The organism is Salidesulfovibrio brasiliensis JCM 12178, from assembly GCF_001311825.1.
Classification (GTDB): Bacteria; Desulfobacterota; Desulfovibrionia; order Desulfovibrionales; family Desulfovibrionaceae; genus Pseudodesulfovibrio; species Pseudodesulfovibrio brasiliensis.
Genome location: NZ_BBCB01000016.1, coordinates 32,555 through 45,068, shown reverse-complemented (window position 1 = coordinate 45,068; position 12,514 = coordinate 32,555). Strand labels below are relative to the sequence as shown.

Annotated in this window: 11 protein-coding genes and 2 pseudogenes; 12 read left to right on the top strand and 1 reads right to left on the bottom strand. The window is 61.9% G+C overall.

The annotated features are described in order from the left end of the window. The 5 genes and pseudogenes from JCM12178_RS18635 to rfbD all read left to right on the top strand — a co-directional run. A pseudogene (locus JCM12178_RS18635) lies at nucleotides 1–221 on the top strand (ABC transporter ATP-binding protein); the annotation flags it as partial. Nucleotides 222–232: 11 nt separating this feature from the next. Then, nucleotides 233–940, top strand: a complete 708-nt coding sequence (locus JCM12178_RS06615; RefSeq protein ID WP_054649857.1) for a molybdopterin-guanine dinucleotide biosynthesis protein MobB — start codon at nucleotides 233–235, stop codon at nucleotides 938–940. A gap of 25 nt (nucleotides 941–965) precedes the next feature. After that, nucleotides 966–1,412, top strand: a complete 447-nt coding sequence (locus JCM12178_RS06610) for a tRNA (cytidine(34)-2'-O)-methyltransferase (protein ID WP_054649855.1) — start codon at nucleotides 966–968, stop codon at nucleotides 1,410–1,412. A gap of 80 nt (nucleotides 1,413–1,492) precedes the next feature. Further along, a complete protein-coding gene (rfbB, locus tag JCM12178_RS06605; protein WP_054649853.1) occupies nucleotides 1,493–2,509 on the top strand; it encodes a dTDP-glucose 4,6-dehydratase in 1,017 nt (338 codons plus the stop codon). Beyond that, entirely contained in the window at nucleotides 2,509–3,381 is an 873-nt protein-coding gene (rfbD, locus tag JCM12178_RS06600; protein ID WP_172677078.1) for a dTDP-4-dehydrorhamnose reductase, read from the top strand. Before rfbB ends, rfbD begins: the two co-directional genes overlap by 1 nt. Here the strand turns inward: rfbD and JCM12178_RS06595 are convergent. Beyond that, a complete protein-coding gene (locus tag JCM12178_RS06595; RefSeq protein ID WP_054649851.1) occupies nucleotides 3,374–6,022 on the bottom strand; it encodes a cyclic nucleotide-binding domain-containing protein in 2,649 nt (882 codons plus the stop codon). The two genes, rfbD and JCM12178_RS06595, sit on opposite strands and share 8 nt — an antisense overlap. 222 nt (nucleotides 6,023–6,244) lie before the next feature. Here JCM12178_RS06595 and JCM12178_RS06590 point away from each other — a divergent pair, with 222 nt between their 5' ends. From JCM12178_RS06590 to JCM12178_RS06560, 7 genes and pseudogenes are all read left to right on the top strand, one after another. After that, on the top strand, nucleotides 6,245–7,138 hold the full coding sequence (locus tag JCM12178_RS06590; RefSeq protein WP_054649858.1) for a glycosyltransferase family 2 protein: 894 nt from the start codon (nucleotides 6,245–6,247) through the stop codon (nucleotides 7,136–7,138). Between the two features lie 65 nt (nucleotides 7,139–7,203). Next, nucleotides 7,204–7,776 carry a glucokinase gene (locus tag JCM12178_RS20265; RefSeq protein ID WP_054649849.1) on the top strand — a complete coding sequence of 191 codons (573 nt, stop codon included), beginning with the start codon at nucleotides 7,204–7,206 and terminating at the stop codon, nucleotides 7,774–7,776. Beyond that, nucleotides 7,773–8,162 carry a glucokinase gene (locus tag JCM12178_RS20260; RefSeq protein WP_054649847.1) on the top strand — a complete coding sequence of 130 codons (390 nt, stop codon included), beginning with the start codon at nucleotides 7,773–7,775 and terminating at the stop codon, nucleotides 8,160–8,162. Before JCM12178_RS20265 ends, JCM12178_RS20260 begins: the two co-directional genes overlap by 4 nt. 25 nt (nucleotides 8,163–8,187) lie before the next feature. Beyond that, the gene (locus tag JCM12178_RS06575; protein ID WP_054649845.1) at nucleotides 8,188–9,657 is read left to right on the top strand and encodes a dihydrolipoyl dehydrogenase family protein; all 1,470 of its coding nucleotides are present in this window, start codon (nucleotides 8,188–8,190) and stop codon (nucleotides 9,655–9,657) included. Between the two features lie 41 nt (nucleotides 9,658–9,698). Beyond that, nucleotides 9,699–10,177 (top strand): annotated as a pseudogene (gene gpt, locus JCM12178_RS06570) (xanthine phosphoribosyltransferase). A gap of 108 nt (nucleotides 10,178–10,285) precedes the next feature. Continuing rightward, the gene (locus JCM12178_RS06565) at nucleotides 10,286–11,419 is read left to right on the top strand and encodes a BMP family ABC transporter substrate-binding protein (protein WP_054649843.1); all 1,134 of its coding nucleotides are present in this window, start codon (nucleotides 10,286–10,288) and stop codon (nucleotides 11,417–11,419) included. A gap of 15 nt (nucleotides 11,420–11,434) precedes the next feature. After that, nucleotides 11,435–12,514 carry an ABC transporter permease gene (locus tag JCM12178_RS06560; protein WP_054649841.1) on the top strand — a complete coding sequence of 360 codons (1,080 nt, stop codon included), beginning with the start codon at nucleotides 11,435–11,437 and terminating at the stop codon, nucleotides 12,512–12,514.

Below are 12,514 nucleotides of genomic sequence, written 5' to 3'. Positions count from 1 at the left end.
CGCGGCTGGCCATCCGTCCCGCGCTGCTGCTGCTCGACGAGCCCACAGCAAGCCTTGACGAAGCCAGCGCGGAGACCATCCGCGAGGCCGCCCTCTCGGCAAGAAACGAGTTCGGCACCACGCTCGTCATCGTCAGCCACGACATGAACTGGCTTTCAGCGGCCTGTGACTCCATCATCCGCATGGAGCGCGGAAAAATCGTGAACAGCAAGACACCCTGAGGGAGAATTCCATGAACGCCGTTTCCATCGTCGGTCCCAAGAAGGCGGGCAAGACCACCCTCGGTCTGGCCCTGTGCTCGGAACTCAGGCAGCGCGGCATTCAGGTGGCCGCAGCCAAGCACTCCAGCCACGGCTTCGACAGGCAGGACACGGACACCGCACGGTACGCGGAAATCTGTTCGGGCGTTCTGGGCTTCGGTCCCAACGAGTCCTTTGCGGTCTGGCCCAAGGTCCGCCCGCTCATCGACCTGCTGCCGCTCATGGATGCGGAGTTCATGGTGGTGGAAGGCGGCAAGTACCTCGGTTGGATGCCGCGCGTGCTGGTGCTGGACGAGGAGCCCGCCGAAGGTATCGACTGGCTCAGCCCCGAACTGGCCGTGGCGGTCTTCGGGCGTTTCGAGATTCCGGGCATTCCCTCCACGCGCGACCCCAAAGAGCTGGCCGACATCGTGCTGGAGCGCGGCTTCGTGCTGCCCGCGCTGGACTGCGAAGCCTGTGGCCGCCCGGACTGCAGGAGCCTTGCCACGGAGATCGTCGCGGGCGAAGCCACTGTTCAGGACTGCGCCTCCCTCACCGCTGCCGCCGAAATCACCATCAACGGCACGCCGCTGGGTACGAACCCGTTCGTGGAAAAGATGATCGCGGCCACTGTGCGGGGCATGCTGAGCACGCTCAAGGGCTTTGCTCCGGGCAAGGCCGAAATCAAAGTGGACGTCTAGGCCGCTCGCGGGTATCTTCCCGCGCATGCGAATCGTCCTTTACGAACCGGAAATACCGCCCAACACCGGCAACATCGCCCGGCTGTGCGCGGCCACCAAGACCCCGCTGCACCTCATCGAGCCGCTGGGGTTCTCTCTTGACGACAAATACCTCAAGCGCGCGGGGCTGGACTACTGGCCGCATGTGGACGTCACGGTCCATCCCGACCTCGATCATTTTCTGGATAACGTGCCCTGTCGCGTGGTCTGCTCCAGCGCCCGCGAAGGCACCCTGCTGCACGATTTTGCCTTCCAGCCGGACGACGCCATCATGGTCGGGCCGGAAACGCGCGGCATCCCTACCGCTGTCCTCGACAGGTTCCGGGAGCACGTGCGCATCCCCATCTGGGGCGAAGTCAGAAGCCTCAACCAGTCCACGGCCACGGGCATCCTGCTCTATCAGGCGTTGGCGGTCAGCGGCTCCATCCCTTAATAGCGGATACTTGTTATTTCCTTCCGGCCCTAGTAAGAGAATCGAGGCCATAATCACATAAGCCAGCTCAGGAAATAGGCATGAAGATACTCGTTACCGGCGGCTGCGGCTTCATCGGCACCAATTTCATCCGCATGATGCTCGCCAAGCATCCCGACTGGAAGATCGTCAACCTCGACAAGCTCACCTACGCGGGCAACCGACTCAACCTCATGGACCTTGAGGAAAACGAACCGCGCTACGAGTTCGTACAGGGCGACATCTGCGATCGCGAACTGGTCACCTCGCTCATGGAGGACGGACACCTCGACGCGGTGGTCAACTTCGCCGCCGAGTCCCACGTGGACCGCTCCATCAACGACCCGACCCCGTTCGTGACCACCAACATTCAGGGCGCGCAGAATCTCATGGAATGTGCCCGCCAGACCGGTATTTCGCGCTTCGTGCACGTTTCAACCGACGAGGTCTACGGCACCCTCGGCCCGGACGGCAAGTTCACCGAATCCACGCCGCTGGCGCCCAACAGCCCCTATTCCGCAAGCAAGGCATCGGCCGACATGATGGCCCGCGCATACTTCGAGACCTACGGCATGCCCATGGTCGTCACCCGCTGCTCCAACAATTACGGGCCGTACCAGTTCCCCGAGAAGCTCATCCCGCTCATCTACCTGAACGCCAAGGCGGACAAGGCCCTGCCCGTGTACGGCGACGGCATGAACGTGCGCGACTGGATATGGGTGGAAGACCACTGCCTCGGCGTGGAACTCTCGCTGCTCAAGGGTCGTGACGGTAAGGCATACAACTTCGGCGGCGACGCGGAAGAGACGAATATCGACGTGGTCAGAACCATCCTCGCCGTGCTCGGCAAGCCCGAATCGCTCATCACCTACGTCAAGGACAGACCCGGCCACGACCGCCGCTACGCCATGGACTATTCGCTGGCGGCCGAGGAGCTCGGGTTTGCGCCCACGCTCGGTTTCCGCGAAGGATTGGAAAAGACCATCGCATGGTACGAGGCAAACACCGAATGGCTGGAGACGGTGCAAAGCGGCGCGTACCGCAACTTCATGGATGAATGGTACAAGGAGCGCTCCTGATGCTCATCAACACGATGAAGGCCGTGGTTTTCGGCGGCAGGACCGGCCTGCTCGGCCAGTCGCTGGTCAAGGCCCTGCAAGAGGCTGGCGCGGAAGTCATCGCCCCATCACGCGACGAAGTGGATGTCCTCGATCAGGAATCGGTCAGACGAATAATCGAAGAGTTCAAGCCTGACGCGGTGTTCAACGCGGTTGCATACACTCAGGTAGACCTTGCCGAAGACAAGGAGGAGGACGCCTTCGCCCTGAACGCCACGGTCCCGCCGCTGCTGGCGGCGCAGGCCTCCCGGGTGGGCGCGCTCTTCGTCCACTACAGCACGGATTTCATATTCCGGGGCAACGCCAACATACCCTATCAGGAACACGAGAAACCCGGAGCCGTGTCCATCTACGGCATCAGCAAGGCGGGCGGCGAACAGGGACTCATGGACCTCGACTACGAGCGCACGCTCATTATCCGCATTTCGTGGCTATTCGGGCCGGGCAAGATGAATTTCGTCCAGCGCATACTGGAACTGGCTGCCGAACGCGACCGCCTCACCGTGGTGGCGGACCAGACCGGCTCGCCCTCCTACACCCCGGACCTCGCCGCCAACACCCTTGAACTTATCAAGAAGGACGCCCTCGGCGTCTACCATCTCTGCAATACGGGCGTGGCAACATGGCACGACCTCGCCTCCGCGGCTGTCGCCATGGCGGGAATCGAGTGCAATGTGGAGCCCATCTCCTCCTCGGAGTGGCCGACCAAGGCGACCCGCCCCGCCTATTCAGTGCTCGACACCACGAAATTCACGGGAAAAACGGGCGTCACTCCAAGACACTGGAGAGACGCCCTGCGGGAATACGTGGAGCAGCTTACGCCCGTCACATAAGATCGCGATTACGCCGGTTCGCCTCGGCAAGGCGTTCGGACATGAGATTGATGAGGAAGCGATTGAGTACGGTCACAAGCTTGGGCACCTTGCGCTCGGCCAGTTCCAGCTTCTTGCGGGTCAACAGGTAGAGTACACTGTCTTCCGAGGCCCGCACCGTGGCGGAACGAGGCGACGCGGTGTAAATACCCATTTCTCCAACAACCGCGCCCGGGCCGACCTTCTTGAGGCGGTGTTTGCGACCGTCCTTCTCCATCTCCACTTCCAGCGCGCCCTTCTCCACAAAATACATGGTGTCGGAGGGATCGCCCTGCCTGAAGAGAATATCACCCTTGTTGACCTCCAGCCGCTTCATGATCTTGCCAAGCGCCTGCGCATAGCGTGGATCGGGCAGGAACGGGGCCAACATATCCTGAAGACTGCCCGAATTCTTTTGCGAAATGCCCTCGGCCTCAAGCAGGCGGTTTTCACACCACTCCAACGCAAAATCAAGGTCCATGAAAAGATTGAACGATCCTTCCATGTCGTTGGTGGCGAACCCGCTCTTGGCGAGATATTCTTCAAGCTCCAGCGGCACGCGCGTGAACACGACGTTCAGCTCTTCGTCCAGCGCGAGATTCCGCAACTTGCCGAACCCGAGGTTGGAGAAGGTGGCAAAACCGGTGACCCCTCCGAAATCCACCACAAGGAACTCCACGTCCAGCCGTTCCTGATCCAGCGTACGGTAGCGGACGCGCTCCACAAGTTTCTCCATGCTTCCAAGAAAGACGAAGCCGTTGAGGCAGATCACGTGGATATGATCGCCGACCTCGCGCAGCAGGCGCGCCTGTGCCGGAGCTCGGTCCACGTTGCTGTGGTAGACTGCCCCGGAAAGCTCGGTTCGGATGCCGCCTTCGCGGCTGAACCGCCGAATGGACATCAGCGCACCGAAAGCCACGCCAAAGCCGACACCGATGACCACGCCGAGAACAAGCGTGATCAGAAAGACCACAACCATGCCGACCACATCGTCGCGGCGACTGAAAGCGGTCCGGCCACGAATCATCCAGTCGAAGACCAACGACAGGCCGAAATAGAAAAGCAACCCCTCGGGGACGAAACGCGGCAACGCTGTAACCGGAATGTCTCCGGCCAGATACAGCCCGCCGCAAATGAGCGCGGCAATGATGCCGGAAAGTGCGCCGCCCCCACCAAGAGCCAGATTGCCAAGGCTGCGGCTACGGCTGAAGGAGACCGGCATCCCCCCCAGCAGCGCCGACCCGACGTTGGCCAGCCCCATGGCCTCGAAGTCGTCGGTTCCGTCTTCGGCCACCGGGCTGACCGCCTCAAGAAGCGCGCCCCGGTACATAACCTTTATGAAGCCGAGGGCAATAAGCGCTCCGATGTAATAGGCGTGGTCCACAATGACCCACCATTCGACAGACCCCCAGAAGCCGGCCTTCAGGATGGTGGCATGAAATGCTTCGGCATCCACTGGCATGGAGAACGGCTCGAAGATTTTAAGCAGCACCGGCTCAGGGAGCCACACATGCACAGCCTGCCCACCAATGATGCAAAGCCCCAGCACAACAAGCAGCCATGGCCCCTTGCTGAAGCGGAAAGACAGCAGGAACAACAGGATGCCCAGCAGCAGCGGCGGTCCCCAGCGCAGCGGCCCGGCAGAAAGATCGAAGGTCATGCGAAGCATGTGCACCCCCGGCAGGATGCCGTGGGGCATACCGCCCTCGCTGGTAATGATGCACAGCGCGGCCAGCATGATGAAAACGCCGACTCCACCCACCACGCCGCAAACAACCTGCACCGGAGTGAACCGCACCCAGAGGCCCGCCCCGAGACGGCCAAGCGCATAAAGAGAAAGCCCGGTCACGACAGTGGCGACCACCACCCCCGCGGTCAGTGTCGGAACGATAGCATCCGGCGGGGCCACCCCGTTCATCGTGCTGTAAAGCGAACCGACGTACAGGAACAGCACGCCGCACATGACGGATTCCGGCCCGGCAAGCGCAAAGGGAAGACGGCTGCGCAGCGAGAACAGAAAACCGCCGAGCGTGGCGGCAACCAACGCCATTGACGCGGAAAAAGGCAGGAACAGGCCGTCGGGCACCTGCGACCCTGTAAGCAGGCCCATGCACAGTGCGCCTATGTAACCGAGAAGACCGGCCACAAGACCGGCAAAGACATTGTTGGCAAACCCGCCGCGAAGCAAACGCCCCTGAGTCGAGGCGCGTTCGACCAGTTCCTCCTCGAATCCTTCTCCCACTGCTTGATGGTCATCCGTGTCCGGATGCTCCCATGTCTCGCCGCTGTCTCTTTCAAAATCGCTGAGGTCTATCTCTTCCTCGCTGACTTCGGGATCTGGCACACAGACGGGATCGCCGCATTCCGGACAGATGCCGTCGTTTTCATCGCAAGATTCGAGAATGTGCTCGCAGTTCTTGCACACCACGGAGTCCAGCGTCGACTGGTCAAGTTCGACGTTTTCAAGATCAATCACCACACCGGCAGATTGATTGGTGCCATCTTGCCCGGCATCGGTGACCACTGCGGCCATGCCGCATTCCGGACAACGGGCAGGACGCCCCTCGATTCCTTCAGGAACCAGCTTTTCGTAACCACAGGCAGGGCACTTGAAAACCGCCACAACTCCCTCCGTCGTCTTCTCGAATGGCCAACCGTGAAATTCCAATGCTTTTCCCTGTATACGCAAAGGATATGGTTCAAGCAACCCGCCCGGCTATCACGAATCACAGCTTTTTTGCATCAGCCCCTAAAGATATCCCTGTTGCCGTCGATAAGATTGACACGAAGACGGCGAATTGCGCACACGGACGTGCCATGCCCCAAACCCATGGAAGGGTTGCTCATGCGAGGAAGACTTGGAGCCTCATTCATCATCGCGCTCACCGAGGAGCACCCGATGCTGCCGCGCCTGCTGCAGTCCATCGCGCTCCAGCGCGCCGGTGTCGAGGCTCTTGAAATCCTCGTTGCAGGCCCTTCCCGCGTCATCGCCGATGCCCGCATGTGGCAGGCTGTGGTGAACTGCCCCGTAAGAACCGTCGCAACCGACGAAGAGGCCACCACCCCCGCCATCCGAAACGCCGCCGCAAAGCAGGCCGAAGGCGACCTGCTCCACTTCGTCACCCCCGAATTCCGTCTGGACAGGGGCTTCCTCGGCGAAATGCTTGACGCCGCAAAGGACGTTCCCGAAGCCGACATCATCTACTCGGACTACGTGCGCATGTCCGCCTCGAGCGGTCGCGGCGCGTCCGGAGTGGTCAGGGTCGGCGCATTCGACGAGGACCGCCTGCGCGAGCGCGAGGCGCTTGGCCCGTCCGTCTGCATCCGCGCCGCGCTCTTCCAGGAACTCGGCGGATACCGCGAGGACGCCGTGTATCCTGACTGGGATTTCCGCATCCGCGCCGCACAGGCAGGAAAGGCGTTCCTGCACACCGCATATCCGCTCCTTTCCGTGCCGCAACGCAAGGTCACCTTCCGCGAACGCGCCCTCGACGGACGCGGCAAGGCAATGCTCGTCATCGCCAACCCCGGATATTTCCACGGGCACACCCTGCGCTGGGCTCTCTCACACCTGCGCGGCGAGAAGTGGGCCGAGGCCGGACAGTTCATGGTCATCCCGAGCCCCATGGACGTGACCCGCATGCTGCACAGCCAGGCCATGCACGAGATTGACGGCGGCAGCAGCGCAGCCGAGGCTGTACGCCAGTTCAAGAACAACGTCGTCTCATTCAGCGCCTGACCCGCCCGGCAAAGACTGTCGGTTCCGGACTTTTCTTTTCGGACCATTATGGTACCCTTCCCGACGTGAACGACACCACCGCAAAACCCATCTTCACGGCCGACATCGGCGGCACCTCCGCTCGCTTCGGCCTGTTCGGCATCGAATCCGGCAATCCGGTCCCGCTTCGCGTGGAGACCGTTCCGGTCCGGGAGTTCCCGTCCTTTGCAGCGCTTCTGCGCGAGGCAGGGGAAATGGGCTTTCCGAAAAGTCCCGCAGAATGCTCAGGCGCGGCGTTCGCCGTTCCCGGCGGCATTCACGACGGCCGCGCCATGCTCCCCAACGTCTCATGGGACGCGGACGTGCGCGACGCCGGACCGTGGTCCGAACGCTTTCAGCTCATAAACGATTTCGAGGCACAGGCCCGGGCCTGCCTCACCCCGGTCATGAACTCGGCCCAGACCATCTTCGACGGCACCCCCGACCCGGCGCAGACCATAGCGGTCATTGGCGCGGGGACCGGCCTTGGGCACTCCGCGCTCGTCCCCTGCGGCACCGGACGGGTTCCGATGCGTTCCGAAGGCGGGCACCTGCCTTTCCCCTTTTTCGATGCCGAGGAACTGCGCTACGCCGAGTTCGTGAAAAACGCCTTGGCGTGAAAGTCTGCACCGGCGACCATATTGTAACAGGCGGCGGACTGGCCTTGCTGCACGAATTCCTGCTTGGCGAAAAAGTCACGCCGGAACAAGCCGGAACCCGTCTCGACCCTGACGGCCCGGTGGCAGAAACCCACGCCCGTTTCTACGGCCGCGTCTGCCGAAACTGGGCCATAGCCACCTACTGCCTCGGCGGCATGGTGATCTGCGGCGGCGTGGCGGGTCACAACCCGGTGCTGGTAACACACGAAGCCTTCCGGGACGCCTTCATCGGCGACGACGAATACGCGGAGTTCATGGAGACCGTACAGGTCCGCCTGAACCGGAACGGCCTGAGCGGCCTCTACGGCGCGGCACAGGCCGTGCTCGATCAGGCCCCTGCACCCTGACCATCTGTTCTCAAGGAGTTTCACGATGACGGAACGAGCCTACGACATCGGCATCATCGGCGGCGGCGCGGCAGGACTGACCATAGCCTCCGGGGCCGCGCAGCTCGGGGCGCGGACGTTGCTCGTGGAACGTGAAGACAGGCTGGGCGGCGACTGCCTGCACTACGGCTGCGTGCCCAGCAAAACGCTCATCAAATCCGCAAAGGTCTATCACCAGATTCGCAATGCCGAGCGCTGGGGCCTGCCGCCTGTGACGCCGCCACCGGTAAACATGGGCTCCGTCACCGAACGCATCCGCTCCGTCATCGACACCATCCAGAAACACGACTCCGAGGACAGGTTCTGCTCGCTCGGCGCAAAGGTCGTGTTCGGCGACGCCCGCTTCCTCGACACGCACACCGTGGACTACGGGCAAGGCCCCGTCTCGGCCAAACGCTGGGTGATCGCCACAGGGTCCTCGCCTGCGGCACCGCCTGTTCCGGGGCTTGAAGGAACGCCCTACTGGACCAACAAGGACATCTTTTCCCTGCACGAGCTGCCCGCGTCACTCATCGTGCTTGGCGGTGGCCCCATCGCCTGCGAAATGGCCCAAAGCTTTGCCCGCCTCGGCTGCCACGTCACGATCATCCAGCGCAGCCCGCAAATTCTCAGTAAGGAAGACCCGGACATGGCCGCGGTGGTGCAGCAGTCCATGGAGGCCGACGGCGTCCGCTTTGAACTGGGTTCATCTCTCAAGGCCGTGCGACACGGCGACGACCGCTTTGAGGTGGACTATACCCAAGGAGAGGACCACTTTACCCTGCACGCCGACAAACTGCTCGTGGCGCTGGGCCGCAAACCGAACATCGAAACACTCGACCTCGACGAGGCCGGGGTGGAGTACACCGGCAAGGGCGTTGTCGTTGATGCCAGACTGCGAACCAGCCAGAAACACATCTTTGCGGCGGGCGACGTCACCGGTCAGTACCTGTTCACCCACGCCGCCGGATACGAGGGCGGCATCGTCATTTCCAATGCGGTGTTCCACATTCCGCGCAAAGCGGACTACCGCTGGATGCCGCACTGCACCTACACCGGCCCGGAACTGGCCTCCATCGGCATGAACGAAAAAGCTGCCCGCGAGGCCGGGGAAGACTATTCGGTCTGGACCGAAGAGTTTGCCGACAACGACCGCGCGCTCGCCGAGGGCGAATCCGAGGGTCGCATCAAGCTGGTGCTCGACTCCTCGGAAAGACCGCTCGGCGTGCAGATATGCGGCCCACACGCCGGGGACCTCATCGGAGAGTGGGTGGCGGCGCTCAACGCCAAGGCCAAGCTCTCCACCATGGCTTCGGCCGTGCACCCCTACCCGACACTGGCCGAGATCGGAAAGCGCGTGGCGGGCGGGGTGCTGGCAGAGAAGCTTTTCTCGGACAAGGTACGGAAAACGCTGCATTTCATCTTTGATTACAAGGGGCGTGCCTGTTCCCTTGATAATCATGAAGAAAAAGCTTAATAACCCCCCTTTCCGACAAACGTTCCCCGGAGAGAGCGAGAGTGGCCAACAAAGATCGATACAAGAAAATGTTCCCGGTTTCATGGGAGCAGCTCCACCGCGACTGCCGCGCCTGTCGTGGCGGCTGGTGGAAAAGGGTCCCTGGAAAGGCATCTTCGCCATCACGCGCGGGGGCCTCGTTCCCGCCGCGATCATCGCCCGCGAACTCGACATCAGACTCATCGACACCATCTGTCTCGCCAGCTACGACTGGCAGAATCAGGGCAGCGCCAACATCCTCAAGCCCGTGACCAACGAGGGCGAGGGCTGGCTTCTCATTGATGATCTGGTCGATACGGGCAAGACTGCGAAGATAGCCCGCGACATGGTGCCGAAAGCGCATTTCGCCACTGTATACGCCAAGCCGGAAGGCCGTCCCAACGTGGACACCTTCATTACGGAAGTGAGCCAGGACACCTGGATTCTCTTCCCGTGGGACTCGCAAGCCCAGTTCATCGAGCCGATTTCCAAGCTCGAATAGCCACAGAAAACCGCGCGTCGGCCGGCCCGCAAACCGTTACGGATGCGTTGCGCAAATTCGGATGCTGGGCTATTGACCATATACCAAATTTACACATGGAGGGGTTTCATGAATCGTTTTCTGAAGATGTTCGCACTCGCGGCCTGCGCCGTGATGCTCGTGGCTCTCGCCGCCTGTTCCGGCGGGGAGAAGGCCGAGGAAAAACCGGCTGAAAAGACGGAAGCCGCCGCACCCGCCGAAGAAGCCAAGCCCATCAAGGCCGGTTTCGTGTACGTCTCGCCCATCGGCGACGCAGGATACTCCTACGCTCACGATCAGGGCCGCAAGGCCGTGGCCGAGATGGACGGTGTGGAAACCTCTTTCGTCGAATCCGTCATGGAAGGCGCCGACTCCGAGCGCGTCATCCGCAACATGGCCAACGACGGCTTCGACATCATCTTCGCCACCAGCTTCGGCTACATGGACCCCATGAAGCGCGTCGCCAAGGAATTCCCGGACACCGCGTTCATGCACTGCTCCGGCTTCAAGACCGCTGAAAACATGAGCAACTACTTCGGCCGCATGTATCAGGCCCGCTACCTGACCGGTCTCGTTGCCGGCTCCATGACCAAGAGCAACGAAATCGGCTACGTGGCCGCCTTCCCCATCCCGGAAGTCATCCGCGGCATCAACGCCTTCACCCTCGGCGTGAAGGAAGTGAACCCCGAGGCGCAGGTCCGCGTGGTCTGGACCAAGACCTGGTACGACCCGGCGCTGGAAAAAGACGCTGCCGTCGCCCTGCTCGACAAGGGCTGCGACGTCATCGCCCAGCATCAGGACTCCCCCGGCCCGCAGGAAGCCGCTCAGGAACGCGGCGTCTACTCCGTGGGCTACAACTCCGACATGTCCGGCTTTGCTCCCAAGGCGCACCTGACCGCCGCCATCTGGAACTGGGCTCCGCTCTACACCGAAGCGGTGCAGCAGGTTAAGGACGGCAACTGGAAGGGCAACCAGTCCCTGTGGGTCGGCATGGACAAGGGCGTCGTGGACATCGCTCCGCTGGGCGACATGGTCCCCGAAGACGTCAAGAAAATGGTTGAAGAAAAGAAGGCCGAACTGGCCAAGGGCAACGACATCGTATTCGTCGGCCCCATCAAGAACCAGAAGGGTGAAGTGGTCCTCGAAGAAGGCAAGAAGGCTGACGACGGCCAGCTGCTCGGCATGAACTACTTCATCGAAGGCGTTGTCGGTAACACCGAATAACGCCAATAAACGCTTATGACGCTTGGATTCAAGCTGAAGAAGCGCGACGAACCCTGGCAGTGGGGCGCCCCGATAATCCTCGCGGGCGCCCTGCTCTTTTCCTTCATAGTGAGCAGCCTGCTCCTTGAAGGTCAGGGCAAAAGCGCTCTCGACGGCCTCTACATTCTCTGGACCGGCGCGTTCGGCAGCGCCTTCGCCTTTCAGGGCACGTTCCTGAAGGCGGTGCCCATTTTCATGTGCTCGCTCGGCGTGGCCGTTGCCTTCCGGATGCAGATCTGGAACATCGGGGCCGAAGGCCAGTTCGCCCTCGGTGCCATCGGCGCCACATGGATGGCCCTGACCTTCCCGAACATGCCGTGGTACGGACAACTGCCGCTCATGTTCATCATGGCCTTCATCTTCGGCGGCATCTGGGCCTTCATCCCGGCCTTCCTGCGCCTCAAACTGCATGTCAACGAGATCATCTCCACCCTGATGCTCAACTACATCGCGATCCTCCTTCTGGAGTATCTCGTGTTCGGCGTCTGGCGCGACCCGTCCAGCTTCGGCTTCCCCATGACCGTCGAGTTCTCCGAAGGCGGCATCATCGCCGGCATCGCCGGCACCCGGTATCACTGGGGCATCATTTTCTGCGCCATCGTCGGCGTGCTGCTCTGGGCCTTCATGCGCTTCACCCGCATGGGCTTCGAGCTCAAGGCCAGTGGCGAGGGGCCGCGCGTAGCCCGCTACGCCGGCATGCCATACGGCTTTCTCGTGATCTTCGTCATGTGCGTGTCCGGCGGCCTTGCCGGATGGGCCGGAGCCATCGAGACCTCGGCCATCCTCGGCAGGCTGCAGCCGAGCCTGATGGTGGGCTACGGCTACACCGCCATCGTCGTGGCATGGCTGGCCCGGCTGGAACCGCGCAACATCGCCTTTGCCGCGTTCCTGCTGGCCGCGCTTCGCGTTGGCGTGGAAAACATGCAGCTCAAGATGCAGATTCCGGCCGCGTTCGGTGAAATCATGGAAGGCATCATCCTGCTCTCCGTGCTCGCCGGGCAGCTTTTCCTGACCTATCGACTCGAGCGGAAACAAGACTCCGCGCGTGAGGCATAG